This is a genomic window from Paenibacillus favisporus, from assembly GCF_040545415.1.
Taxonomy (GTDB): domain Bacteria; phylum Bacillota; class Bacilli; order Paenibacillales; family Paenibacillaceae; genus Paenibacillus_AQ; species Paenibacillus_AQ favisporus.
In genome coordinates this window covers 1093234-1119419 of sequence record NZ_JBEPLV010000001.1, presented here as the reverse complement: position 1 = coordinate 1119419, position 26186 = coordinate 1093234, and the positions used below count along the sequence as shown (strand labels likewise).

Sequence of the window (26186 nt, the reverse complement as noted above, 5' to 3'; positions counted from 1 at the left end):
CTTTATATACATATATGTTGACTATATTACCCGTGTGAACTACAATTACTCTGATAATAGTACATACCTGTTCTGTAATGGGAAAACACGACGGGAACTGATCCGTAAAAGGGCTAGAAATCGCCGGTTTTATCTACAGGAGGTCTGTACTGCTGTTTTGAGCCATACTGTAATAGGGATAGAATGGACTGAAGAAACGACGTTTCATGCACCAGTTCAATCTATCATAGATAGAGAATGAAGGTGATCAACCATGACCAAAGAAGACCTGGTCGCTGCCCTGACCCATTTGAAAGACCATGAGCATAAGCGCCCCCTTGCTGAGCTCGGCTTGATTCGGGATATTACAATCAATAAGGACCATGCGGCTCTATCGGTGCTTCTGGATCCCGACATGTCCGCAAGCAAAGAGAGCATCGGGGAACAGATTGTCAGCGCCTTGAAGGGAATCGGCATCGCGGACGTGCATATCCGGTTTAAAGCCATTTCAAATGAAGAAAAAAATGATATTATAGCAATTAAGCTGAATAAATCGGTACGCCGTGCACCAACGCTGATGAATTCCCCGCTCGTCGCCGCCGATTCTGGCGTGACGTTCATCGCGATCGCCAGCGGCAAAGGCGGTGTCGGCAAATCTACGGTAACCGTCAACCTGGCTACGGCACTGGCCAAGCAGGGTAAACGCGTAGGAATCATCGACGCGGATGTCTATGGTTATAGTATTCCGGAAATGATGGGAATTCATGATCTCCCGAAGAAGCATAATAACCGAATCGTACCGGTAGAACGGCACGGAATCAAGGTTATTTCAACCGGATTTTTCGTACAAGGCAACAAGCCCGTCGTCTGGCGCGGCCCGATGCTGGGCAAGATGCTCGGCACGTTCCTGAATGAAGTGGAATGGGGTCCGCTCGATTTCATCGTGTTGGACCTTCCTCCGGGTACAGGTGATATTGCCTTGGATGTTCACAATAAAATTCCGCAGTGCTCGGAAATTTTGGTGACCACGCCCCACCCTACTGCCAATCATGTTGCTGCCAGGGCCGGTGAGATGGCGATTCAGACCAACCATCCGATCCTCGGAGTCATCGAGAACATGTCTTATTTTACCGACCCCTCCGGTCAGAGGCATGATCTGTTCGGCACAGGCGGCGGAGCTGCTCTCGCGGAGCAGCTCAACACCAAGCTGCTGGCTGAGATCCCGCTTTCTGCGCCCGGCCAGCCGGCGGACCCGGAGAAATCCCCGGCCGTATTTGGGGATGACAGCGAGCAATGGCGTATTTTTATGAATTTGGCTCAGAGAATTATTAACCATGATATTTAATTAATTTGAAAGGGTGAAACAAATGTCTTATGTAATTACTTCGGCCTGCATAGACGAAAAAGCGGCTGATTGCGTGGATGTATGTCCTGTCGATTGTATCGAGGAAGGTCCGGATCAATATTTTATTGACTCGGATATTTGCATCGAATGCGGTGCTTGCGAAGTTGCCTGCCCGGTAGGTGCGGTATACTATGATACCGATCTTCCGGAAGAAGAAAAACATATGATCCAAAAAGCGGAAAACTTCTACAAATCCAAATAATTGACGATTTGCGATTGGTTCAGCCTGTTGATTTCCAAATCGACAGGCTGTTTATACTTTGAATTCATTTTTACAAAGAAATGTATGGCCCGGATCAGTGAATAGGCGGTGTTAACATGAATCAACAGCTGGATATTTCAACCAGGGACAAAATACTGCAGATGCTGAAAACCAAAGGCGAACTCAGTGCAAAGGAAATTACGGAGTTTATTGGTATCACCAGCATGGCGGTCAGACGCCATATCAACACGCTAGAAAAAGAAGGCTTGATCGAATCCAAGACGATTCGGCAGCCGATGGGAAGGCCTTCCGCGATCTATCGTCTGACAGAGCAGGCTGAAGATTTTTTTCCCAACAAGTATCATTCGCTTACACTGGATCTTCTCGGGGAACTCGAGCAGGATGCAGGGACGGAAATGGTGAACCACCTCTTTGACCGTCGGGGCGAATCGCTGCTGAAAAACCATGCCGGTAAAATGGAAGGCAAAGACTTTGCCGAAAAGGTCGAACAGCTGGCCGAAATTCAAAACGAAAACGGCTATATGGTTGAGCTTCAAAAAAACAATGAAGATGAGTATACCTTATTTGAGCATAATTGTCCGATATCGCAAATTGCGAAAAAATACAATCATGCGTGCGCCTGCGAGCTGAAGCTGTTCGAATCGCTGCTTGGGGCCGAGGTATCCCGCGACGAGTGTCTCGCCATGGGCGACCGAAAATGTGTCTATAAAATCCGCAAAGCCCACCGATGATCCGCAAGGTCTGCCACAAACTTCTCATTTGGGATGAGATCGCTGTGTGTGGATAAGCTTGCGGATCTTTTTTGTGCGATCGGAATGATAAGTTTTTTATTTCAGCCCCGCAATTTCACATACCCCCGGTTCATTCTTCATACCTTGAATTGTGCCATTCTGTTATTCAGGTCCTTTCTTTCGTCTCTTCCGGATTTGACACAAAGGGGGTGATCATATTCCTCTAATCGTTAGAGCAACTTTCAATGCTACGGGAGCGGTCACGTTTACCGGGAATACCCTCGGACTCAGCCGATCGGACACGACGGGCGTTCCGGGAACGCTCGACAGTATTGGTGCGTTTGCGACGACCAACACCAGCTCGGTTTTTGGAAGCTATCCGGCAGGAACGACGAACGCTTTTCAGAGCAACAGTTCTTCGGCTGTATTATCCCTTCCCACCGGAAGTACGGTTTTATATGCCGAACTGATCTGGGGCGGATCTTACATTATTTCAGGCAGCGTTAATCTCAGCAGCTCAATTAACAATCCCGTTACGTTTATTACGCCGGCAGGAACGAACAGCGTTACTCCCGATCCGGCAACCGCCAATTCCATAGATTTCGGAAACGGAATGACGGCGTACGTCCGGTCCGCGAATGTTACATCGCTGGTTCAGCAAGGAGGTGCAGGTACTTATACGACCGGCGGCGTTGTGGGAACCATCGTCATCGCTAACGATCCTACAGGAAATCACGCCGGATGGACGCTGGGCGTCATTTACCAGAATCCCTCCCTTCCCTTCCGGAACATGTCGATCCGTGCGGGCGCCGTCCTGGTTCAGGCCAACTCCGACCCGGTTACGACGACCCTGACGGGGTTTGCTACCCCGGTTTCGGGCGCGTTGGGGGGCAGAGCGCTGTTCAGCGCCCAGGAAGGCGATGCCAACCGGACCGGAGATCAGGCGTTGTTCGGCCCGACATCTAATACGGCTTCCGCCTTGTCTGGCCCAAACAACTTTGCCAACAACTTTTTCGCATCCCAGATTAACAACGATGCCGGCCAATTGAATACGACCGGGACGTTCGGGACCCGCAACCAGACCAACGGAGCGCCCGGAAGCAACATCATTGGGGGCCGTCAGGGCTGGGATATCACGAATGTCGACGTCTCCTCCCGGCTTGTCAACAACCAGTCATCAGCAGTACTGATCCTCACGACCTCAGGAGATGCTTATGCGGTAAACGCGAATGCGATTCAAGTGGACATCAACGCGCCGGCCATCACCGTAGCCAAGAGCTCCAGCACGACGACTGCCGTTGTCGGCGATGTCATCACGTATACGGTGACGGTAAGCAATACAGGTACCGCCAATGCCAACAGCGTTGTCCTTTCGGATGCACTGCCGGCGGGATTGAGCTTCGTCAGCGGCAGTGTAACGGTTGGGGGTATACCCCGCCCGACCTACGATATTGTTGCAGGATCACCGCTAGGGACGTTAAACTTTGGCACTTCAGCAACAGTCACTTATCGGGCAACGGTAACGGCACAGCCATCCTCCAACCAGCTAGTCAACACAGCGAACGCTTCCTTCTCCTTCCAAAGCGTTGCTGGCGGGTCGACGATTACCGGCGTAATCCCATCGAATGCGGTCACTGTTACCGTCGTATCGCCGGCCCTTACGCTGACCAAAAGCTCCAACCGGACCAATGCGACAGTAGGCTCCACCGTTACATACACCATTTTGGTGGCCAATTCCGGAAATATCGCCGCAAATGTCACGCTCACCGACAACATCCCGACAGGCAGTTCTTTCGTTACCGGCACGTTCACGGTTAACGGAACGGTCATTACAGGGGCAAATCCTGCGGCAGGCGTTGCGCTTGGCAGTATTGGTGCGGGATCATCTGCGATGGTAACATTTCGGGTACAGGTGAACTCTCTGCCCTCTCCACCGCAGTTTGTCGACCAGGCCGTTGCTGCATATACGTTCACGCCTTCAGCGGGAAGAACGATATCGGGTTCTGCATCGTCGAACACGCTCACGCTCCCGGTAACCCTGCCGAATATTACGGTTACGAAGAGCGCTAATTTCTCGGATATTGCCGTAGGAGAGACGCTGACCTATACGTCTGCAGTAGCCAATAACGGTACAGAAGCCGTGACGAATGCCGTATTCACCGATGCCATTCCTTCCGGTGCCGCCTTCGTACCCGGCAGTGTAACCGTCGGCGGCACAGCGGTGACATCAGCTAATCCCGCCAGCGGTGTATCCCTGGGAACTCTGGCAGCAGGAAGCTCCGTTACGGTAACATTTCAGATTGCCGTTCAATCCGTCCCCGCATCCGGGGCCTTGTCGAACCAGTCGACCGTAGCGTACAGCTCAGGTGCCTTTCAAGGGACGGCGGTGTCGAACACGATGACGACCCCCGTCTACCAGCCGGTCATCACGATTGCCAAAAGCGCCTCAACCTCAAGCGCCACGGTTGGCGACACGATTACTTACACGCTTTTGGTCCGGAACAGCGGGAACCGGGCAGCCCAGGTTACACTGACCGATAACATTCCTTCAGGAACCAGCTTCGTAGCGAACTCGGTTACGGTTGGAGGAGCAGCAGTGCCCGGGGCCACTCCAACCGGAGGCATAAGCGCAGGGACCGTGGGAGCAGGGGGCTCCGTTCCCGTCACTTTCCAGGTCGTGCTGAACTCGCTCCCTTCTCCGCCGTCGCTGGCCAATACGGCAGCAGCCAGTTATAACTACCAGCTGCCAAGCGGGCGCACCCTGTCGGGATCGGCAACCTCCAACACGCTGACGATTCCGGCCTCTGCGCCAAACGTGACGGTGGTCAAGAGCGCCAACACGTCGGCGGCGACCGTATCGGACGTTATAACCTACACCATTACAGCGACCAATAACGGGATCGGTCCTGTGAGCAATGTCATCGTATCGGACCCGATACCAGAGGGGACATCGTTGATCAGCGGGAGCGTGACGGTAGGCGGAACCCCGGTTCCCGGCGGAAATCCCGCGAGCGGCGTGTCCGTCGGATCTTTGGGTGCAGGGGCCACTGCCGTCGTAACGTTCCAAGTCCGCGTCAATTCCCTGACAGGCACAGGGCAGCTGAGTAACCGGGCCAGCGTCGCTTTTACGTCCGGCACCTTTGGCGGTACCTCCCTGTCCAACACACTGGCTATCCCCGTCTTTTTGGCGGTCATCAACATTGTGAAATCGGCCAGTACGCTAAACGCCACGGTTGGAGACACGTTTTCCTACCAGTTTCAAGTAAGTAATACCGGCAACACGGTTGCTGCCGTCACGCTGACCGATAACATTCCGCCTGGCTCCGTATTTATTGAAAACAGCGTGCTCATTAACGGCAATCCCGTTCCAGGCGTTAGTCCCGTGACCGGAATTCCTCTGGGTTCTCTCGCGGCCAGCACTGCGGTAACGGTCAGCTTTGTTGTTACGATTACTTCCCTGCCCGCTTCGAGACAGCTTACGGATCAGGCGGCGGCATCCTATACCTATACATTACCGGGCGGCAGGCAAGTTACGGGATCTGCAGCGTCCAATACAGTAACGATTCCTGTAGCGCTTCCGAACGTTAGCGTTGTCAAAACAGCCTCGAGGCCGAATGTTGTCGTGGGGGACGTCCTGACTTTTTCAAGCACGGTCACGAATAACGGAACGTCCAATGTCAACAACGTCAACCTGATCGACAACGTCCCTTCAAACGCTTCGTTTATTCCTCAAAGCGTAATTGTTAACGGTACCTCGCGCCCGTCAGCAGTTCCGTCCGAGGGCATTTCAATCGGTACCCTGACCCCTGGTTCTGCGGCTACCGTAACTTTTGAGGTGAGGATAACCATGCCGATTCCATCGCAGATCAACAACCAGTCAACCGTAAGCTTTACATCTGGCACGTTCTCAGGAACCGCGTCTTCGAACATTACGACGACGCCTGTCATACAACCGCAAATCGCTGTGACCAAAAGTGCCAATACGAACAATGCCACCGTCGGTGATTCCGTTACGTACACGGTAACGGTCAGTAATAGCGGCAATCTCGGAGCAGCCGTTACGCTGACGGATACGATTCCGGCTTCGACTACGTTTACTCCCAACAGCGTCATCGTAAACGGCTTTCCAATACCGGGCGCATCCCCGGCAGCCGGCATCGATCTAGGGACTCTAGCGCCCGGAGCAAGCACAGTTCTGACTTTTGTGGTGGTGATCAACTCGCTGCCGAGCCCGCAATTCATCACGAACCAGGCGACGGCCAATTTTACGTATACGCCGCCTGACGGCCGGACGCTGAGTGGCTCCGCATTATCCAATACCGTTACGATTCCCGTATCCGCGCCGAACGTGAGCGTGGTCAAATCGACGGCCACGACTTCGACGACCGTTGGGGATACCATCGTATACTCTGTGGTAATCACCAATCAAGGGATCGAAACGGTCAACAACGTCCAGTTTACCGACAGTATTCCGGCGGGCGCGTCATTTGTGGCCGGCAGCGTAACGATTAACGGCACGCCTGCCCCAACAGCAAATCCGTCCGCCGGCATTTCGCTCGGCCCGATAGACTCCGGCGCCACCGTCACGGTAAATTTCAGCGTCTCCGTAAATTCCGTTCCCGTCAGCGGGATCATAAGCAATCAGGCAACTGTAACGTTTACGTCAGGGAGTTTCTCGGGACTTGCCGACTCCAACAGTGTGACCACTCCGGTACTCAACGGCGTGCCAACTGTGGCCAAGACGGCAAGTACCGCAAATGCCACTGTGGGCGATACCATCACGTATACGTTCTCGATCGGAAACACAGGAAATTATCCTGCTCAGATCACGTTAACGGACAACATTCCGTCAGGGACCATTTTCGTCGCAAACAGCGTTCTGGTTAACGGGGCACCGATTCCGGGGGCAAGTCCCAGCACGGGTATACCTGTCGGCGTCGTCAATCCGGGACAGGCGGCGACAGCCGTATTTTCGGTTAATATCACTTCGCTGCCATCCCCGCAGCAGCTTGTAAACCAAGGCGCCGTCTCAGGCACTTTTATTCTTCCGGACGGCCGTTCCTTTACCCGGACAGCCGTATCCAATATACTGACCATCCCGGTATCCGCTCCCAACGTTACGGTCGTCAAAAGCACGCCGTCAACCGCGCTGACGGTCGGCGATACGGCGACTTACACGACGACGATCACGAACAACGGGATTGAGACGGTCAGCAGCGTCCTGTTTACCGACCCGATTCCGCCAGGTGCCGCCTTAGTGCCCGGTTCCGTCACAGTCGACGGTGCACCCCGCCCTGCAGCCAATCCGGCCACAGGCATCATCATCGGCACGATTGCTACGGGAGCCACGGTTACCGTGTCTTTTAACATCACGGTGACCTCGCTGCCAACGCCTGCCCAGCTCGCAAATACGTCTTCGGTCAGCTTTACGTCGGGTACCTTCTCCGGGGTCACCTTCTCCAATACCGTTACTACCCCGGTATTTGAGCCGATCTTCACCGCGCAAAAGACCTCCAGCACGACCAATGCAACCGTCGGCGATACGGTCGTATTTACCGTTAGCATGAACAATGCAGGCAATTTCGGTGCGGCCGTCACCTTAACGGATACACTTCCTGCCGGAACGACTTTTGTGCCAAACAGCGTAATTCTCAACGGCCAGCCGGTGCCGGGAGCCGATCCGGCTGCGGGAATCCCCCTTGGGGTTGTCGTGACAGATGCGGTCGTCACATTCTCGGCAGTTATTGATGCGGTACCGCCAACCCAGCAGCTGACCAACCAAGCGACCGCAGCCTTTACCTTCACGCTCCCGGACTCCCGGGTCATCAATGGTTCTTTTGCCTCCAATACGCTGTCGATTCCGGTATCTGCACCAAACGTCGCCGTCGTCAAAGCTTCCGGTGCTGCTGAAGCTTCGGTGGGCACGGTGGTTCCTTATACCATCACTGTAACCAACAATGGAATTGAAAATGTCACCAATGCGGTCTTCTCGGATATGATCGCCGCAGGGAGCCAGTTTGTAACGGGCAGCGTAACGGTTAACGGAACTGCCCAGCCCTCGGCCAATCCGGCGGCTGGCATCCAGCTGGGTACGATCGCCCCTGGTGCTGTAGTAACCGTGACGTTTAACGTAACCGTCCTGTCCATCCCTGACGACGGCAACCTGACCAACCAATCGTCCGTAACGTTCAACTCTGGCACATTCACCGGCACCGCGTTCTCCAACGTTACGTCCGTCCCTGTCTATCAGGCTATGATCAGTGCCGACAAAACGGCCAATACGACGAACGCCACGGTTGGAGATACGATCGTCTATACGGTAACGCTGACGAATACAGGCAACATTGCGGCGACAGGAACATTAACCGATCCTGTTCCCAACGGAGCTGTCTTTGTCCCTAACAGTATTCAGGTAAACGGCGTGCCGCTGCCAGGTGCGGACCCTTCAACCGGATTCTCCATCGGCACGATCAATCCTGGCCAGACCGTCCATGTGACCGTTACCATGGAAGTGACGGTGGATACCCTGCCAAACCCGCAGCAGCTCGTGAACCAGGCAACCGTAAACTTCTCCTTTACGCGTCCGGACGGGGTGGTCGTTACCGGAACTTCCCTATCCAACGTGCTGACGATTCCGGTTTCTTCGCCTGACGTTTCCGTCGTCAAAAGCACACCGTCCGTTGACGCGGTCGTCGGAGACATCATTACGTACTCTATTTCCGTCACAAATAACGGAATCGAAGCCGTCAACAACGTTGTTCTTGTTGACCCGGTACCGACAGGTTCGGCGTTTGTACCAGGCAGTGTTACGGTCGCCGGAACGCCTAGACCGACCGCCAATCCGAATACAGGCATTACAGTCGGCATCATCGGGGCTGGAGACACTGTGATCGTGTCGTTCCAGGTACGGGTGACGACCCTATGAAGTCCGGGCTGACATCTGATTTTATTTTAAAAAATCAAACCATGGTCCGCTTTAGCGTTGGTGGAGCCGAGTCGGTTGCCTACTCCAATACCGTCGATACGCCATGGATCGGCCCACTGCTGAAGTTCAGCCAGTTTGTCCAAAATAGCGTCGTTTCGCTGAATCAAATGGTGACCTACAGCTTTTCAATACGCAATGATGGCAATCGCGAAGCCGGCTTGATATTGTACGATCCGCTGCCAGCCGGTTTGTCGTTTATTCCGAATAGTGTCTTGAAGAACGGCGCCCCCGTCCCGGGGGCTCACCCCGGTTCAGGTATCGATCTCGGCATGTTGGGGCCTGATGCTTCGGTGTATGTTGTGTTTCAGGCGATCGTGGTGGCGATCCCCCCATCGCTGCAAATCACCAATGAAGGACGTGCTGAGTACACGTTCCAATCCCTCGGGGGAAGAACGGTACGCGGCTCCATCGCCTCCAACCCGGTGACGCTGTCCGTGTTACCTTCTTCCGTATCGCTAATCGCCGACGTCAGCACCTACCAAACGTTTATCGGGGACATACTGTTCTACGAACTTCTGGTGACAAATCAAGGGAGTGTACCGCTATCCAAAGCGGTGATCTTTATTACGCTCCCACCGGGATTAACATTTGTACAGGGCAGTGTCGTCATCAATGACGTCCTATACCCGGACGTGCAGCCCGAAAATGGAATTCCGATCGGGACGATCGCTCCCGGCGCTTCCATCCGCATCAGAGTCAGCTTAAGAGTCGGGATGGTGGACACCGATTCCGTGGTCATCCAAAGCTGCATGAAGTATTACATTGACGGGATGGAGTATACGGCGATGGCCAATGAGCTTCAAGTGAACGTGATCGACCCTGAGGTCAGTCTCAGCAAGAAGTCAAACAGAAACCGGGCAACCATCGGCTGTATGATCGGTTACGAATGTACGGTGCAGAATACGAGCAGCCAAGCGGTAGATGCAACGCTGCAGGATGCGTTTCCCCAGGGATTATCCCTCGTTCCGGGAAGCGTACGGCTAAATGGTCAAAACTTGGAAGGGTCACCATTGATGGATGGGCTCTTCCTGGGGACCCTTTCTCCGGGGCAGCAAGTAAGCATCACTTATGAAGCAAGCGTTGACCCGTTTATACCGTCTGCAGCCCCGCTGCGTGTACCAAACGAAGCAACCGTATCTTACGCCTTCCACCTGCCCGACGGCCGGATCGTCCGCCAGCGCACCTCACCCGATACGGCCATAGTTGAGCTGCTGGCCCCCAGCCTGACCGCAACGGCACATGCCGCCCATTACGTACTTGAGCCAGGGGATGAACTGCTGATTACCGTCAAACTGAATAACAGTGGAAGCTTAGGAGCGTCCGTGGTTCTCGTCGGCTGGATGCAGGATCCCAATCTTTTGCAGGCAGGCACCGTGATCGTAAACGGCAAAGCGATTAATCCTCCCCATGATGTCCTGTTGGGCTCCGTGGACCCTGGCGGTTCACTCACGTTCAGGTATGCAGCCAAGATTCTCGATCCGGTGGACGGACAGCTTGAGGAAATAAACGGCTATTTTCTGTTCCGGACCCTGGCGGAAGTCGACGGATGCGTCTATGAACGGGAATGGGTATCCGAAACGATCAGCATTGCCGTCAACACAGAAGATGAATAATAGCAAAAAACAGCGAATGCCGATCCTATCGATCGCATTCGCTGTTTTGTCATTCGTTCATTTTTCGAGGAGTAGTTCATACATGCCAAGTGGCTGATTATCCCCGAAACTGCTTCAAAAATTGCACCGCTTTGGAAATGTCCGCCTCCGGATCCTCCCCGACCTCGCGCTCAATGGTCAAGTATCCTTGATAGCCGATATCTTTCAGCGCCTGCAAATAGCTCTGCCAGTTCACGCTGCCTTCGCCAAGCGGCACTTCGCGGAAATACTGCCCTTCCCCGGGAACAAAAGTATTGTTCTCGTTGGCCGGCGGCTCGAAGCCAAGGGTTTCATAGATGTAATAGGCAGGTACTTCTTTCAGACGGATACCGTCTTTGGCGTGGGTATGTACGATGTAATCCTTCAGGTTGTGCACCCCTTCAGCCGGATCGTCGCCGGTAACCATGACCATGTTTGCCGGGTCGAAGTTGACGGATACGCCCTTCGAGCCAAGCCCGTCGAGGAAATCCTTCAGTCGTGCGGAAGGCTCAGGGCCTGTTTCGATCGCAAAGAAAGCGTTCATGCTGGTGGCATAAGAAGCCAGTTCCTCGCATGCATCGTGCATCGTTTGGTAGATTTCGCTGTTCTTGTCCTCCGGTACAAGTCCGATATGCGTCGTTACTACGCTGGTTCCGAGTTCTACCGCCAGATCGAGAATCCGCTTGGACTTCTCAATTTTCTCCGCGTTGACCGTCTTATCCTGGAAACCGTATCCGCCGAGGTCGCCCACCAGCGCCGAAATTTCCAGTCCCAGAGACTCGATATAGCTCTTCAGTTCCTTGCGCTGCGCCGCAGACAGGTTAGCCGGGTCCATTTCTCCGCTCACGGCATAGATCTGCACACCGTCCGCTCCTACCTTCTTCGCCTTGGCCAGTCCTTCCCGGACCCCGACCCGGAAGCTGTCGACAATAACGCCGATTTTATTGTTCATTCCAGTCACCTCTCCCTTGTTTATGCTGAATCATTTAAAAGATTGGCTGCTTTGATTCCCGGCCTATACCTCGTTCCAGAAGCGTTTGACGTTCTCCAGGCCGATTTTTGTCCCCTGAAAGCTGTCTTCCATTCCTTCAAACTCGATCGAGAAATACCCGTCAAATCCGGATTCCTTGATGATCCGAATCGATTCGCGCAGGTTGATGTCTCCGTGCCCCGCAATGGCGCCTCTCAGGAAATTCCCGCTGGCCGTGCGGAACCATCCGTCACCCGGATTAAGGGCCGCTGGACGCAGATAAAAGTCCTTGATGTGCACCATCGAAGCATAAGGAATGTTGTTCTTGACGGCGGCCACCGGATCTTCGTCCGCGCACATAAAATTGCCCACGTCCAGCGTCGTCCGGAAGTTCGGCCGGTCCACGGCTTGAACCAGCGTCTGTACCCGGTCGCTTGCCTGGATATAATAGCCGTGGTTTTCCACGCTTGTCGTAATGCCATACTGCGCCGCATAATCGGCGATTTCGCGGCATGCCTCCGCCAGACGTCCAACCTCCTGGTTGAACTGTTTGATGGATGTGTCTTGGCGGCTGGCTACGTCATGGCGCATCAGCTTCACGCCAAGGCGTGCGGCGATGTCCACTTCTCCTTTGACGCGCTCGATTTCCTTACGGTAAGCCTCCTCGGTGTCCACAGCGAAGTTAGCGCCGATCGCATAGTTGGATACGTCGATCCCGACTTCCTTCGCCTTGGCCACGATCTGATCCACCAGCTCCGGATTCCCGGTCAAAGTGTATCCGATCGGAACGATTTCCACGTGTTCTCCGCCCATCTCGGCGATTTTCTCGATCGCGCCCAGAACCGTGATTTCACCCGATTGAATCGGACGGTACAGGCTGTATGTGCTTACTCCGATTTTCATAGCTGAATTTCGACTCCCTTCTCAGAGGATTCGTAAATGCCGTTCAGAATCTTCATCATTTCCACGCCGTCGTCGACCGTGGCGATCGGCTCCGTGCCGTTTTTAATATTTTCGATAAAATGATTGACTTCGTTCTGGAAAGCGGCGGCAAAGTTAAAGCCTTTATGGTCCACCTGCGGCTCAATGTTCAGGATCGTATCGTTTTTCTCTGTGACGATGACCAGAGCCGGATCAATTTCGAAGCCGCCGTTCGTACCAAACAGCTTGATCGCTGCTTCATCCTGCTTTGCATGCAGGGAAAAGCTTACGTCCACGAGCAGCGACGCTCCGTTCTCAAAACGGATCAAGGCGTTCGCCATATCTTCTACGGTGTTTTTGCTGGCGTCGTAGTCGGCCGCTTTGTAAAAAGAATAGTTCTTCACATGGCTGCGGTTGCCCAGCTTGTGGTATACGTTGCCGGACACCGATTTCACTTTCGACTTGCCCATCATATACCAGCACAGGTCGATCGCATGCACGCCGATATCGATCAGCGGTCCGCCGCCGGAGCGCTCCTTGTCGGCGAACCAGCCGCCCGGATTGCCTACACGGCGCAGGAGCGAGGCTTTGGCGTAGTACAGCTCACCGATTTCGCCGCTCTCCATAAAGCTCTGCAGCACTGCGACGTTCGGGTCAAAGCGGCGCACATAGCCCACTTGGAACACCTTTCCGCCGGCATGCGCGGCTTCCTGGATCTGAAGCGCTTCCTCAACCGTTCTGCACAACGGCTTTTCCACCAGGACATGCTTGCCCGCTTTGGCGGCCGCAATGCTGATTTCGGCATGCTGGTTGTTCCATGTGCAGATGCTCACGGCATCGATGTCCGGGTCGGCCAGCAGTTCATGATAGTCGGTATATGTTTTCGGAGCTCCGTATTTCTGGGCAGCGGCCTTGGCTCTTTCCCCGTTCAAATCGCAGATCGCGACGATCTCTGCCTCCGGGTTGTTTTGATACGAGTTTAAATGGGACTCCGATATGGACCCTGCTCCGATTACAGCTACTCTTACTTTATCCATGCGTTTTCAACTCTCCTTTTGGTTCTCGCATTTGGCTTCCAAATGTAGATTGAACCCATGCAGTCCTTCCTGCGCGTGAATGTCACCCATAAAAAGGCAAACACGATCAGGCTATAACGGTGTAAAAAGATTAGTTCAACCTATATATATTGAATTATAATAAGAACAGGCGGAACTGCCATGAAGAGCTATGCTAATAATTTATCTTATTGTGCGATTTTGAGGTGACTTGGATGGATAGACCCCTTGCTCTGCTGGAGCCGATGGATATGCCCGACCGTTTTTTTCCGATGAAGATCCATTATTGTACCGCCAAGGAATACGGGAAAACGCTGTTTACCCACCATTGGCACAATCATATGGAGTTTCTGTATTTTACCAAAGGCTCCGCGCTCATCGAGCTGAACTCGGTTCCTTATGAAGTTCAAGCGGGTGAGATGGTGGTCGTGAACAGCAACGACCTGCATTACGGGGTATGCCTGTCCGATGATTTGGTCTATTATGCGATGATCGTCGATATCAAACTGCTGCAGAGCCAGACACCGGACGCTGTCGAAACGAAGTTTATTACGCCGATTACGCAGAACCAGATCATGTTCGCAAGCAAAATTTCCGGCGATCCGGAAATTACCGAGTGCGCCACATCCCTGATCCGGGAAATGGACGAACGGGAACTCGGCTATGAGCTGTCGATCAAATCCTATCTGTACCGTCTGCTAGCCATACTGCTGCGCCGCTACGGCAAAGATACGCTTTCTCCGGAAGAGAGCCTGTACAGGCTGAAAAATTTGGAGCGGTTTACCCCTATTTTTCAATATATTGAGGAGCATTACCAAGAAGAACTGTCCGTCGATCTGCTGGCCGGGCTGGCCGGCCTCAGCCGTTTTCATTTCAGCCGCCTGTTCAAGGAGCTTACGGCGCGGACGGTGACCGAATACGTCAACACGCTTAGGATCAACAAATCCGAATACCTGCTGCGCAACTCCAGAATGAACATTTCGGAGATTGCCCTGTCTTCCGGCTTCAAGGACATCTATTATTTCAGCCGGGCCTTCAAAAAATACAAGCATGTATCCCCCTCGGAGCTCCGAAAGAGTTTCAGCGTATAGAAAGCACTGGTTTCATGATTGCTTCCTGTGTTCGGATAAAACAGGCAAAAGTGCGTCAAATCTGGGAATTTCGTCCGAAAAAATATCGACAAATAGGTCCGGCTAAGTGATAATAGACATGTTAAGCAGAATATATAAACATAAAACGTTCTGCCAAATGCAGGAGGAGGAAATCACAGTTGGATCCACATTCACCAGACCCGTATCAACATTTTCAGCCGCAGCCGCCAATGACGCCGCCCAAGACGAATGGCAAAGCCATTGCCTCAATGGTGCTCGGCATCCTAAGCGTAATGATTTTGTACATAGGATTTATCCTGGGGATTCTGGCGATCATCTTTGCCGCCCTTTCTTTTAAGGAACTCAAACGGGGGTATGAACAAGGAAAAGGCATGGCGATTGCCGGGCTCGTGTGCGGTATTATCGGCGTGCTCCTATGGGGCCTGATTCTGCTCTTCGTCGTGCTCGCGGTCGCGTTCTTCGGATCGGATATCGACTCGTCCACTTTATATGACGTTATGTCTACCGTACCAAGAGTGAAAACGGCATAACTCCCGTCCAAACGGGTACACAAAAAGGAATGAGGCATCCCGTAGCCCATTCCTTTTTCTGTTTTTAAAAATTCAGTACGTTTTCTGCGCAGTTGGGCGTTCCACGGACAGAGCGCTGCGTTGCTCGGCCGGCTGATTTATGTCAATCCCTTCGTCTCCGCGACCGCATTGGCGGACATGATCTTTAATTTGCGGATCATGTCATCGGTCTCCTCGGAGGTCAGGCCGCTCGAAATGATCTCCGTCCACGCCTTCAGCTTCGACCTGATAAACTTCCGCTTCTCCAGCCCTTTCTCGGTCAGGGTCACCAAATACGCCCGGCTGTCCTGAGGATCCCGAATACGCTTGACATAACCGAGCGCCTCCAGCCTGCTGATAGCCCGTGCTGTCGCCGCTTTGTTGATAAACAGGTTGGCCGACAGCTTCTCCTGCGATACCCCGTCCTCGATATACAAGTTGACCAGGAAAATGTACTCCGACGAATTAATGTCATGCTCCTTCAATTCCCGGTTCAAATAGACTTGAAACTGGCGGTGCAGCACCGATATCCACCTGGAAACACTGCCTGTCTGCTCCAATACTCTTCACCTCGAAAAAATTGTTTACTAATCAACTACATATGCTGAAGTATACCTTGATTTAACGGCTTGGTCAATGAAACCTGAAGCCATATAAAAAGCCTGGAACTTCTGCAAGTTCCAGGCTCCAGCCTGTAGGGCTTATTCTGTGATGATGCCGTACACCAGTGTTGGCGCTTCGGCATGATCGGAGATTCGGATATTTTCGTAAATCTTGGCGATGACGTCGTCCACGTTTTCGCGGTTCGCATGGATCGTGACGAGCGACTCACCCTTCTTCACAGAATCCCCGATCTTCTTGTTCAGCATCAGGCCGACGGCCAGATCGATCTCGGATTCCTTGGTCGCGCGGCCGGCTCCCAGCCACATGGCCGCCGTACCGATCTCGTCGGCGACGATTTCGGCGACTACGCCGTCTTCCTTCGCCGGTACTTCGATCTGGTATTTAGCCTGCGGGAGATTCTCCGGATGGTCGACGACATCCGGGTTGCCGCCCTGGTTCTTGATGAACTCCTTGAATTTCTCCAGCGCTTTGCCGTTTTTGATAACTTCCTTCAGCTTCTCTTCGGCTTCTTCCAGGGAACTTGCTTTGTTCGCCAAGAACACCATTTGGCGGCCCAGGGCGAGGCAGAGCTCTTCGAGGTCCTTCGGTCCTTTGCCCTGCAGCGTATCAATGGCTTCCTTCACTTCCAGCGCATTGCCGATCGCGAGTCCGAGCGGCTGGCTCATGTCAGAGATGACGGCCATCGTTTTGCGGCCGACGTTGTTGCCGATGCTGACCATGGCGTGAGCCAGTTCCTTGGCATCGTCCACTGTTTTCATGAAAGCGCCGGCGCCCGTCTTAACGTCGAGCACGATGGCATCTGAGCCAGCGGCTATTTTTTTGCTCATGATCGAGGAAGCGATCAGCGGGATCGAGTTGACCGTGCCGGTCACATCGCGCAGAGCGTACAGCTTCTTGTCGGCCGGCGTCAGGTTACCGGTCTGCCCAATAACGGCGATTTTGTCCTGGTTCACCAGACGAACGAATTCTTCGCGGTCAATCTCCACGTGGAAGCCTTCAATCGCCTCCAGCTTGTCGATCGTACCGCCGGTATGGCCCAGACCGCGGCCCGACATTTTGGCCACCGGAATGTCCAGCGCCGCTACGAGCGGTGCCAGCACCAGCGTCGTCGTATCGCCCACACCGCCGGTGGAGTGCTTGTCGACCTTGACGCCTTCGATGGCGGACAGGTCAATCGTGTCGCCGGAATTCACCATAGCCATGGTGAGATCGGCGCGCTCGCGCTGCGTCATGTTCTGGAAAAATACAGCCATGGCCCACGCGCTCATTTGGTAATCGGGGATATCCCCTTTGGTATATCCATCAATAATGAAATGAATCTCTTCCGTGGACAGCTCGCCGCCGTCCCGTTTCTTCTCAATCAAGTCAACCATTCTCATCGGATGTCTGCCTCGCTTTCCATGGGATTGTTAGTCTGTGAATGGGATGAAAGAATGCTGCCTTTACAGTCCGATCGCCGTTTCCAGAGCCACTTCCATCATGTCGTTAAACGTAGTTTGGCGCTCCTCGGCACTCGTTTCTTCACCGGTCAGAAGGTGGTCGCTAACGGTCAGCAGGGTCAATGCATTGACGCCAAACTTGGCTGCCAGCGTGTACAGGGCTGTCGTTTCCATCTCAACGGCCAGAACGCCGTGCTCCATCAGCTTCTCAACGATGGATTTATCGTCACGGTAGAAGATGTCCGAGCTGAATACGTTGCCTACGTGCAGCTTCAGACCTTTTTCAATCCCTTTATCGTACGCGGATTTCAGCAGGTTAAAGCTTGCGATCGGCGAAAAATCGTATCCTCCGAATTGGTGGCGGTTGGCGCCGGAATCGGTGCAGGAAGCCTGCGCAAGGATGACGTCACGCACATGTACATGCTCCTGCATGCTGCCGCACGTGCCGACGCGCATCAGATTTTTGACGCCGTATTCGCGGATCAGTTCATTGACGTATATGCTGATCGACGGAATTCCCATGCCGGTTCCCTGCACGGAAATACGCTGTCCTTTGTACGTGCCTGTAAAACCGAGCATGCCTCTCACTTCGTTGTAGCATTGCACATCCTGCAAATACGTTTCCGCGATAAATTTGGCCCGCAGCGGATCCCCCGGTAAAAGGATCGTTTCTGCGATTTCTCCTGCCTTGGCTCCAATATGAGTGCTCATTTCTTTTCCTCCCCATAGATCATGGATTCATGTATATTGTAAAATCGTGCTACTTCAGGTCTCCCAGGAAGCTGGTGCCGTATTTCGGCATCGTGACGCCAAAGTTCTCGGCCACGGTTGCACCGATATCAGCAAACGTCTTCCGAAGCGCGAGCTCACTGCCTCCATTGGCGAAGCGCGGTGAATATACCAACAGTGGTACGTATTCACGCGTATGATCGGTGCCGCGGTATGTCGGATCGTTGCCGTGGTCCGCTGTGATGATCAGAAGGTCGTCATCCGTCATCTTGGCAAACATTTCAGGCAAACGAGCATCGTATTCTTCCAAGGCTTGCCCGTATCCTTGCGGATCGCGGCGGTGGCCGTACAGCGCATCAAAGTCCACCAGGTTCAGGAAGCTGAGTCCCGTAAAGTCCTCATCCATAACACCGATGATCTTATCCATGCCGTCCATGTTAGATGTGGTGCGGATCGCCTTGGTCACGCCTTCCCCGTCATAAATGTCGGATATTTTGCCGATCGCGATCACGTCGAAATTCGCATCCTTCAGCTCGTTCATCACGGTGCGGTCAAACGGCTTCAGCGCATAGTCATGACGGTTGGCGGTACGCTTGAAGGATCCGGGCTGGCCCACGAACGGACGGGCAATAATCCGGCCCAGCATGTACGGATCGTCCAGCGTAATTTCCCGGCAGAATTCGCAAATTTCATAGAGTTCTTTCAACGGCACGATCTCTTCGTGAGCCGCGATTTGAAGCACGGAATCCGCTGAGGTGTAGATGATGAGCGCTCCCGTCTTCATATGTTCTTCCCCGAGCTCGTCGATAATTTCAGTGCCGCTCGCCGGCTTGTTGCCGATGACTTTGCGGCCTGTCTTCTCTTCGATTCGCTGAATCAACTCGTCCGGAAAGCCATCGGGGAACACCCGGAACGGCGTATCGATGTACAGCCCCATGATCTCCCAGTGGCCGGTCATCGTGTCTTTCCCTGCGGATTTTTCCTGCATTTTTGTATAATACGCCAGCGGCTTGTCCGCTTTGGCAATCCCTTCGATTTCGCGGATATTGGACAGGCCGAGCTTGCCCATATTCGGCATGTTCAAGCCGCCGCGCTCACGGGCGATATGCCCGAAGGTATCGACGTCAAAATCGTCGAACTGGGCGGCATCCGGCGCTTCACCGATCCCCACGGAGTCCATAACAATCAGGTGGATACGTTTAAAGTTTGGCATAAGTTTCTATCACTCCTTCATCCTTGAGTATACATGACGCAAGTCTTTTATAGAAACAGTCCGGCGATGATCGCGGACAAGACGCTGACCAGCGTCGCCCCATACAGCAGCTTCAAGCCGAAACGCGCGACGACGTTACCCTGCTTCTCATGCAGGCCTTTGACCGCACCAGCGATAATACCGATGGATGAGAAGTTTGCAAAGGAAACGAGGAACACGGATACGATGCCGGTCGTGCGTGCGGACAATGCGGTATGTTTGCCGAGTTCCAGCATGGCAACAAACTCGTTGGACACCATCTTGGTGGCCATAATGCTGCCCGCTTCCACCGCTTCCTTCCATGGAACGCCCATAACAAAGGCAAACGGTGCAAAGATGTAACCCAGCAGTTCCTGGAACGAAATGCCGAAGATGCCGTCAAATATGCCATTGATCAGGGCGATCAGGGCGACAAAGCCGATCAGCATGGCTGCAACCGTAATGGCGACTTTGAAGCCGTCCATAATGTATTCGCCCAGCATTTCGAAGAAGGACTGCTTTTCTTCTTCCTGAACGACAAGTTCATCTTCTTCCTTGGTCACCTTGTATGGGTTCAAAATCGAAGCAATGATAAACCCGCCGAACAGGTTCAGCACCAGCGCGGTAACCACGTATTTCGGCTCGATCATCGTCATATAGGCGCCTACGATCGACATTGAAACGGTGGACATGGCCGAGGCGCAGAGCGTGTACAGCCGGTGCTTCGGCAGCAGGCCGATCTGCTTTTTCACGGAAATGAACACTTCGGATTGGCCCAGGATCGCGGAAGCGACCGCGTTATACGATTCCAGCTTGCCCATCCCGTTCACCTTGCTCAGCACGAGGCCGATGTACCGGATAATAAACGGCAGAATGCGAAAATACTGCAGGATGCCGATCAGTGCCGATATGAAAATGATCGGCAGCAGCACGCCGAGGAAGAACGGCGCCTGTCCTTCGTTGGCGATACCGCCGAACACGAAGTTCACCCCTTCTCCGGCATAGACCAGCAGCTTTTCAAAAATACCGGAAAAGCCTTTGATCAGCACGGTGCCGAGAACGGTGTTGAGCAGAACGTACCCCAGAATAATCTGGAGAATGATCATAATCACCAGCGGGCGGTAGCGGATCTTCCGCTTGTCGTTGCTGGCCACGAAAGACAGGGCAAAAACAACAAGTAACCCTAGTACCGCAATCAAATATTTCATAGCTGTCTCCCCAGTTGAAATTTTTTATGAAACCAAATCTATTAAGCGCTTACAGGCTTGGTATTAATAGAAACGGAAGCTTTCCGACCCGGTTTGCCATATTCCGATGTGAACCGCTTCCGTTCATTTCATGCACACTTTACTTTAGCGCGAGATTCTTACCTTCCTTATTAATAGGAAGCCGAGGATTGGCCGCCCTCCATAATCTTGACGCCAGAGCTGGCACCGATACGGCTTGCGCCCGCTTCGATCATTTTGTTCATGTCTTCGAGACTGCGCACGCCGCCGGATGCTTTGACGCCGATGTTCGGACCTACCGTTTGGCGCATCAAGCGAACGTCTTCCGGAGTAGCACCGCCCGTGGAGAAGCCCGTCGAAGTTTTTACGAAATCGGCTCCCGCCTTAACCGCCAAGCGGCTTGCGCGTTCCTTCTCTTCGTCCGTCAGCAGGCAGGTTTCAATAATGACTTTGACCAGAGCCTTGCCGGCAGCCGCATCTACTACCGCTTTGATGTCGGCTTCCACGAGATCGTCCTCGCCGTCCTTCAGCGCGCCTATATTAATAACCATGTCAACTTCCGTTGCGCCGCCAGCGATCGCGTCCTTCGCTTCAAATGCTTTGACGGCCGAAGTCGTGGCTCCCAGAGGAAAACCGATGACCGTACAAACCTTTACTTTGGAATCCTTCAGCTGTTCTGCAGCGAATTTGACCCAGGTCGGATTCACGCACACCGATGCGAATTCATACTTCTTCGCTTCGTCAATCAGCTTGCTGATCTCGGCCCGGGTGGCATCTGCCTTAAGAAGGGTATGATCGATCATTCCCGCCAAATTTGTCATTCTGATCCACTCCTTGATTCATGATAGGTTATTCTTTTATTTATCCAATTCCCTGGAATTGAAAAGCTTTTCTTTCAAGCTGCACGACTATCATAACACCGGCCTGAACATATGTAAATAGATCGTGAAATTATGTTCACAAATCGTTCTGCCCACTCCCGTAATGTGTGCAAAAAAAATCCGCCCTATGTAATCCGGACGGAATTCAAAAAAAGCAATCGATATGAAATGAATGATTTTCTAAGAGATCAGAGCCTGCGCTGTAAACTGATCCGTGATCAAAATGTTTGCGTAATTGCCCGCGAGAGCCGCTTGAATGGCCTCCACCTTGCGTTCTCCACCGGCAACCAGAATGGACTTTTCCTTCTTTTGAAGCTCGTGAAGATCGATACCAACCGTCCGGTTATTGATCTCTTCGCTGCAGATCTGGCCCGTTTCATCAAAAAAACGTGAACAGATGTCTCCGGCACCGGACTTCTTCAGCAGCTCCTGCTCCTGCTCGTTAAAATATCCCAGCCGGAAAAGCAGCGCGTCTTCCTTCACCGTACCGACCGTGAACACGGCAATGTTCGCCTGTTTGCCAAGCTCGATGATCCGGCTGATATGCCGGTCTTCCTCCACGATCCGCTTCAGCTCGATGTTGTCGAAGATGACCGGCAGCGGCAGGTATCTCGCTACCGTCTGGAACGCCTCCGCAAACAGGTTCACCGTCTCCGCCGCGTAGGTGTTGACGTGGGAATGGCTGACACCGCCCTTCAGCTGTACGACTTCGACGCCTTTTACCTGCTTGGGCGCAAGCTGAAGCGCGACAGCATGCATTGTGGTCCCCCAAGTGACCCCGATAATATCCTTGTCCTGGACGATCTCGTGGAGGAATTCGGCTGCCTTTTTGCTGATATGCTTCTTGATCTCCTCGTACTGGTTTAACGGGGAATAACAGACCTGTACCGTATCCAAGCCGTATTTGCGCTTCAGCTTCCGGCCCAGTACGTTTAAATCTTCGCCAGGGTCGACAATTTCGATCCGCACGTATCCTTGTTCCTTGGCATGCTGAAGCAGTCTCGAAACTGTCGGCCTGGAAACGCCAAGCCGCTCGGCGATATCCTGCTGGCTGTAATCGGACTGGTAATACAGTCTGGCTGCCTCAATTGCTAATCTTTGTCTTTCAATGTCCATCGTCCTCAGCTCACTTGTCCCGCTCTCGCATGATTTGGCTTGCACTGATCCTATTATACCTCTTGTTCCCGAAAGCCCAAACCCTTTTGTCGATTGAACGGTTTTTCTGGTATCCATTTTTAACCCTAAGGTTTATTTAAGCCGCTTAACATGCTATAATTCAGTTCGCATTAGTAACGCGCAATGTCACAGTTTATTTTGGGATTCACTTCCCGTTTACATACTCTTGAAACGACAGGAGCTGGTTTGGCATGGCCCTACTTTGTTTAGAAAGCGAGTGTACCATGAACACATACTCCCCTTATTATACATTTGACCGGAAAGACTGGAAGGCGGCACAAGAGGACTCGAAACTTCCGCTGACAGAAGAGGAATTTGAACGCCTCAAAGGCTTGAATGAGAAAATTTCGCTGCGGGAAGTGCGCGACATTTATCTTCCGCTGACCCGCCTCATTCATTTGTATGTAAGTGCTTTCCAGCAGCTTCAAGAAAAGATGAACACATTCACCGGCATCCGAGCGCCCAAATCGCCTTATATCATCGGGATCGCCGGCAGCGTAGCCGTAGGCAAAAGCACGACCGCACGCCTGCTGCAAACGCTGCTGTCCAGATGGCAGGAGCATCCGCGCGTGGACCTGGTGACGACGGACGGCTTTCTGTACCCGAACCGCGTCCTTGAGGAAAAAGGCATCATGAACAAAAAAGGATTTCCGGAGAGCTACGACATCAAGAAACTGATGCAGTTTATTAGCAGCGTCAAATCCGGACAGCCTGCACTGAAGGCCCCGGTCTATTCGCACCTGGCCTATGATATTCTGGCGGACGAGGAGCAGCTGATCGACCAGCCGGACATCCTCATTCTGGAAGGGATTAACGTCCTTCAGGTCAATACGGAGGCGCCGGTCTTTATCAGCGACTTCTTTGATTTCTCGATCTATATCGATGCCGAAGAGCAGGACATCCGCAGCTGGTATATCGAGCGTTACCAACTGCTGCGCGATACCGCCTTCCAAGATCCAAGGTCCTACTTTCACAAATTTGCCAGTCTCTCCGAAGAGGAAGCCGTGCAGAACGCGTCGGAAATCTGGAGAACGATCAATCTTAAAAATTTAATGGAGAACATTTTGCCGACGAAGGCGCGTGCCAAGCTGATCTTAAAAAAAGGGCCGGATCATCAGATCCAGCAGGTGTTACTCCGTAAATAACCAGCGGCGAAGCTGATGCGGCAGCCACCAATTGACATGCCCCATCAGCTTCATTAACGCTGGAACGAGCATAAAGCGGATCAGGGTCGCATCGATCAGGATCGCCGCAGCGATACCGAACCCAAGCTGTCTGACTCCTTCGACGTCCCCTGCGGTAAACGGCAAAGTGACGGCGATCATGATGGCTGCCGCTGAAGTGATCACTTTCCCTGTGGAAGAGAGTCCCGCAGCTATCGCCATTTCAGCATTTCCTGTACGATGAAACACCTCGGTCATTCGGGACAGCAGGAAAACGCCGTAATCCATACTTACCCCGAACACCAATCCGAAGATAAATACCGGGATCATGACAGCAATGCTGCCTGATCCGCCCCCCAGCATCCCATCTTGAAAAAAGTACACCAGCACCCCGAACGAAGCCGTAAGGCTGAGCAGGTTCATCAGCAGTGCTTTGACCGGTATGATGATCGAACGAAAACCTGCGAACAGCACCACAAAATTGGTTATAGCCATCCAGAGAAGCACCGAAGGGAGCCTGGCTTTGATCTCTTCACTTACTTCCAGCCGGTACTTGGCTTCTCCCCCAAGCAGTATCCGAATGTCCTTCTCACTCTGTCCTTGAATTTCCCACTTCTGCAACCACGCCTCGGTTTGCTTATCATCCATGCCTGGCCGAAGCGTTACTGACATCAACAGGTTGTCCTTACGAACGAGCGGTTGGCTCGTATTCTGTGGCAGCTGCTGCAGCATTTTGGGGTTTAACAAGACCCCCGACTGATCATTGAACTTGGGGATATTGGAAAAGATGGAATCCACCCGGAGCACATCCCGGTCCGCCTTCAACCTTTGCCACAGCTTGTAAGCTGCGCTCCATTCCGCTGCCGACAAGGCATTCCCGCGTCCAATCACCACCATCGGGATCACTGAGGTAAAAGGGGCGTTGAAACGGAAATCGACCAGCTCCGCACCAAGCCGTGACGGATAGCTTGACGGCAGAGAGGCAGCATCAGGAACGGAGGTCTGCAAGTAGCGAATCGGCAGGATGCTTGTCAGCAGAAGCGCTGCGGACAACAGCGTCATCCGGACTGGCCTCTCCATGACGTAGCGGGTCCATCGCTGCATCAGTCCGGGCTTGAAGGTGGCTGCTGCCGCTGCGGAACTCCGCCGAATCGGGATCACCGGTGACCATAAGGTCAAAAAGGCCGGGACAAGCGTTAAATTCACCAGAGCCGATACAAAAACGACCACCATTGCCCCGACGGCGACCGAACGGAACATCGGCATCCGGATGAATGTAATGGCGATGAGCCCCATGATCACGCAGGCGGCCGAATAGAGCACAGCCCTGCCAGCCTGCCTGATGGTGACCGACAGCGCCAGCTCTATGCGGCCGCTGGATGCTCCCCATTCCTCACGGAAGCGGCTGACAAGAATCAGTCCAAAATCGATGCCGAGCGCCAGGCCGACCATGGGTATGACGTTCAGCACGAAGTTGGACAGCTCCAGCTGCACGCCGCTCCCAAGCCAATAAAGAATCCCCATCGAAACGCCCACGGCCGTGCACCCTGCTGCGATGGGGATGAGGGCATAGATCCAGCCGCCGAACGCGTAGAACAAGATTAGAAAGGCCAGCGGCAGACCGATCAGCTCTGCCCTCTTCAAGTCGTGCATACTCGCCCGGTTGACATCGTCCTGCACGACAGGCTTGCCGGTCAGCGTAATCTTCACACCGGGCGGCTCGGACAAAGCTGAACGAATGGCGTCAAGCCCCGTCCCGGCGGTCTGATCCTGGTTGTTCAACCCCAACAGGGCATAGGCGGCTTGGTTGTCCAGCATCCCCTCATGCTCCAGGGGTGAAATGACGGTCAGACTGCCGTCCACCCGCCGGAGATGTTCCAATACAGTCCGGATTCCCGATTCCAACGAAGCGCGGGAGGCTCCGGGCTCCCGTTCGAAGACGACAACGGCCGGTTCATTGGGGAGTTGGTAATCTTCCGACAGGATCCGCTCGACCTGTGCGGAAGTTCCCTCCGTACGCAGCCCGTGATCCTTCAGGATGGAAGGCAGTGATATCGCTGCCGAACCGCACAGGACGAGCAGCGCAGTCCAGCATGCCAGCACCCACGCAGGATAGCGGAGAGCAAGTCCGGTTATGAAACGGTAAATCACCCGATT

General features: G+C 53.3%; 19 protein-coding genes. 8 read left to right on the top strand and 11 right to left on the bottom strand.

What is annotated here, in order from left to right; all coding sequences use genetic code 11:
• Nucleotides 1–253 precede the first annotated feature (253 nt).
• The 5 genes from ABID47_RS05260 (at nucleotide 254) to ABID47_RS05240 (ending at nucleotide 10936) form a co-directional block, all read left to right on the top strand.
• On the top strand, nucleotides 254–1324 hold the full coding sequence (locus tag ABID47_RS05260; protein WP_354495153.1) for an Mrp/NBP35 family ATP-binding protein: 1071 nt from the start codon (nucleotides 254–256) through the stop codon (nucleotides 1322–1324).
• A gap of 22 nt (nucleotides 1325–1346) precedes the next feature.
• A complete protein-coding gene (locus ABID47_RS05255) occupies nucleotides 1347–1586 on the top strand; it encodes an indolepyruvate ferredoxin oxidoreductase subunit alpha (RefSeq protein WP_076171713.1) in 240 nt (79 codons plus the stop codon).
• Nucleotides 1587–1702: 116 nt separating this feature from the next.
• Entirely contained in the window at nucleotides 1703–2338 is a 636-nt protein-coding gene (locus ABID47_RS05250; RefSeq protein ID WP_105442372.1) for a helix-turn-helix transcriptional regulator, read from the top strand.
• Between the two features lie 613 nt (nucleotides 2339–2951).
• The gene (locus ABID47_RS05245; RefSeq protein WP_354495152.1) at nucleotides 2952–9263 is read left to right on the top strand and encodes a DUF7507 domain-containing protein; all 6312 of its coding nucleotides are present in this window, start codon (nucleotides 2952–2954) and stop codon (nucleotides 9261–9263) included.
• Nucleotides 9260–10936 (top strand): DUF11 domain-containing protein, encoded by a 1677-nt coding sequence (locus ABID47_RS05240; protein ID WP_354495151.1) that lies wholly within the window; start codon nucleotides 9260–9262, stop codon nucleotides 10934–10936. Before ABID47_RS05245 ends, ABID47_RS05240 begins: the two co-directional genes overlap by 4 nt.
• A gap of 97 nt (nucleotides 10937–11033) precedes the next feature.
• Here the strand turns inward: ABID47_RS05240 and ABID47_RS05235 are convergent, their stop codons facing one another.
• From ABID47_RS05235 to ABID47_RS05225, 3 genes are all read right to left on the bottom strand, one after another.
• The gene (locus ABID47_RS05235) at nucleotides 11034–11906 is read right to left on the bottom strand and encodes a sugar phosphate isomerase/epimerase family protein (RefSeq protein WP_089547762.1); all 873 of its coding nucleotides are present in this window, start codon (nucleotides 11904–11906) and stop codon (nucleotides 11034–11036) included.
• Nucleotides 11907–11969: 63 nt separating this feature from the next.
• Nucleotides 11970–12827, bottom strand: a complete 858-nt coding sequence (locus ABID47_RS05230; protein WP_076171703.1) for a sugar phosphate isomerase/epimerase family protein — start codon at nucleotides 12825–12827, stop codon at nucleotides 11970–11972.
• Nucleotides 12824–13882 carry a Gfo/Idh/MocA family protein gene (locus ABID47_RS05225; protein WP_354495150.1) on the bottom strand — a complete coding sequence of 353 codons (1059 nt, stop codon included), beginning with the start codon at nucleotides 13880–13882 and terminating at the stop codon, nucleotides 12824–12826. The genes ABID47_RS05230 and ABID47_RS05225 overlap by 4 nt, the downstream gene beginning before the upstream one ends.
• A gap of 233 nt (nucleotides 13883–14115) precedes the next feature.
• Here ABID47_RS05225 and ABID47_RS05220 point away from each other — a divergent pair, with 233 nt between their 5' ends.
• Nucleotides 14116–14991, top strand: a complete 876-nt coding sequence (locus ABID47_RS05220) for an AraC family transcriptional regulator (RefSeq protein WP_076171697.1) — start codon at nucleotides 14116–14118, stop codon at nucleotides 14989–14991.
• A gap of 230 nt (nucleotides 14992–15221) precedes the next feature.
• Complete coding sequence (locus tag ABID47_RS05215; protein WP_076171824.1) at nucleotides 15222–15542, top strand: DUF4190 domain-containing protein; 321 nt, start codon at nucleotides 15222–15224, stop codon at nucleotides 15540–15542.
• Nucleotides 15543–15679: 137 nt separating this feature from the next.
• On the opposite strand, the gene ABID47_RS05210 is transcribed toward ABID47_RS05215, so the two are convergent.
• The 7 genes from ABID47_RS05210 to ABID47_RS05180 form a co-directional block, all read right to left on the bottom strand.
• The gene (locus ABID47_RS05210) at nucleotides 15680–16120 is read right to left on the bottom strand and encodes a MarR family winged helix-turn-helix transcriptional regulator (RefSeq protein ID WP_354495149.1); all 441 of its coding nucleotides are present in this window, start codon (nucleotides 16118–16120) and stop codon (nucleotides 15680–15682) included.
• Between the two features lie 141 nt (nucleotides 16121–16261).
• A complete protein-coding gene (locus ABID47_RS05205) occupies nucleotides 16262–17563 on the bottom strand; it encodes a pyrimidine-nucleoside phosphorylase (RefSeq protein WP_251676570.1) in 1302 nt (433 codons plus the stop codon).
• 63 nt (nucleotides 17564–17626) lie between these two features.
• On the bottom strand, nucleotides 17627–18334 hold the full coding sequence (deoD, locus tag ABID47_RS05200) for a purine-nucleoside phosphorylase (RefSeq protein ID WP_076171689.1): 708 nt from the start codon (nucleotides 18332–18334) through the stop codon (nucleotides 17627–17629).
• Nucleotides 18335–18383: 49 nt separating this feature from the next.
• On the bottom strand, nucleotides 18384–19565 hold the full coding sequence (gene deoB / locus ABID47_RS05195) for a phosphopentomutase (RefSeq protein WP_116230017.1): 1182 nt from the start codon (nucleotides 19563–19565) through the stop codon (nucleotides 18384–18386).
• A gap of 47 nt (nucleotides 19566–19612) precedes the next feature.
• Nucleotides 19613–20791 carry a NupC/NupG family nucleoside CNT transporter gene (locus ABID47_RS05190; RefSeq protein WP_251676573.1) on the bottom strand — a complete coding sequence of 393 codons (1179 nt, stop codon included), beginning with the start codon at nucleotides 20789–20791 and terminating at the stop codon, nucleotides 19613–19615.
• 170 nt (nucleotides 20792–20961) lie between these two features.
• Entirely contained in the window at nucleotides 20962–21630 is a 669-nt protein-coding gene (gene deoC, locus ABID47_RS05185; protein ID WP_145024503.1) for a deoxyribose-phosphate aldolase, read from the bottom strand.
• Nucleotides 21631–21870: 240 nt separating this feature from the next.
• Nucleotides 21871–22806, bottom strand: coding sequence for a sugar-binding transcriptional regulator (locus ABID47_RS05180; RefSeq protein WP_076171822.1), 936 nt, complete (start codon nucleotides 22804–22806; stop codon nucleotides 21871–21873).
• A gap of 284 nt (nucleotides 22807–23090) precedes the next feature.
• On the opposite strand from ABID47_RS05180, the gene coaA reads away from it, so the two are divergent.
• Nucleotides 23091–24011 carry a type I pantothenate kinase gene (coaA, locus tag ABID47_RS05175; RefSeq protein ID WP_076171678.1) on the top strand — a complete coding sequence of 307 codons (921 nt, stop codon included), beginning with the start codon at nucleotides 23091–23093 and terminating at the stop codon, nucleotides 24009–24011.
• Here coaA and ABID47_RS05170 read toward each other — a convergent pair.
• Nucleotides 23997–26180, bottom strand: a complete 2184-nt coding sequence (locus ABID47_RS05170) for an MMPL family transporter (protein ID WP_354495148.1) — start codon at nucleotides 26178–26180, stop codon at nucleotides 23997–23999. The genes coaA and ABID47_RS05170 overlap by 15 nt on opposite strands.
• Nucleotides 26181–26186 lie beyond the last annotated feature (6 nt).

What these genes read in the sequence shown, in the direction of transcription:
- ABID47_RS05225 (WP_354495150.1), bottom strand. Translation starts at nt 13,882, where the DNA reads ATGGATAAAGTAAGAGTAGCTGTAATCGGAGCAGGGTCCATATCGGAG.
- ABID47_RS05215 (WP_076171824.1), top strand. Translation starts at nt 15,222, where the DNA reads ATGACGCCGCCCAAGACGAATGGCAAAGCCATTGCCTCAATGGTGCTC.
- ABID47_RS05260 (WP_354495153.1), top strand. Translation starts at nt 254, where the DNA reads ATGACCAAAGAAGACCTGGTCGCTGCCCTGACCCATTTGAAAGACCAT.
- ABID47_RS05240 (WP_354495151.1), top strand. Translation starts at nt 9,260, where the DNA reads ATGAAGTCCGGGCTGACATCTGATTTTATTTTAAAAAATCAAACCATG.
- coaA (WP_076171678.1), top strand. Translation starts at nt 23,091, where the DNA reads ATGAACACATACTCCCCTTATTATACATTTGACCGGAAAGACTGGAAG.
- ABID47_RS05250 (WP_105442372.1), top strand. Translation starts at nt 1,703, where the DNA reads ATGAATCAACAGCTGGATATTTCAACCAGGGACAAAATACTGCAGATG.
- ABID47_RS05190 (WP_251676573.1), bottom strand. Translation starts at nt 20,791, where the DNA reads ATGAAATATTTGATTGCGGTACTAGGGTTACTTGTTGTTTTTGCCCTG.
- ABID47_RS05220 (WP_076171697.1), top strand. Translation starts at nt 14,116, where the DNA reads ATGGATAGACCCCTTGCTCTGCTGGAGCCGATGGATATGCCCGACCGT.
- ABID47_RS05205 (WP_251676570.1), bottom strand. Translation starts at nt 17,563, where the DNA reads ATGAGAATGGTTGACTTGATTGAGAAGAAACGGGACGGCGGCGAGCTG.
- deoC (WP_145024503.1), bottom strand. Translation starts at nt 21,630, where the DNA reads ATGACAAATTTGGCGGGAATGATCGATCATACCCTTCTTAAGGCAGAT.
- deoD (WP_076171689.1), bottom strand. Translation starts at nt 18,334, where the DNA reads ATGAGCACTCATATTGGAGCCAAGGCAGGAGAAATCGCAGAAACGATC.
- ABID47_RS05255 (WP_076171713.1), top strand. Translation starts at nt 1,347, where the DNA reads ATGTCTTATGTAATTACTTCGGCCTGCATAGACGAAAAAGCGGCTGAT.
- ABID47_RS05230 (WP_076171703.1), bottom strand. Translation starts at nt 12,827, where the DNA reads ATGAAAATCGGAGTAAGCACATACAGCCTGTACCGTCCGATTCAATCG.
- ABID47_RS05235 (WP_089547762.1), bottom strand. Translation starts at nt 11,906, where the DNA reads ATGAACAATAAAATCGGCGTTATTGTCGACAGCTTCCGGGTCGGGGTC.
- ABID47_RS05245 (WP_354495152.1), top strand. Translation starts at nt 2,952, where the DNA reads ATGACGGCGTACGTCCGGTCCGCGAATGTTACATCGCTGGTTCAGCAA.
- deoB (WP_116230017.1), bottom strand. Translation starts at nt 19,565, where the DNA reads ATGCCAAACTTTAAACGTATCCACCTGATTGTTATGGACTCCGTGGGG.
- ABID47_RS05180 (WP_076171822.1), bottom strand. Translation starts at nt 22,806, where the DNA reads ATGGACATTGAAAGACAAAGATTAGCAATTGAGGCAGCCAGACTGTAT.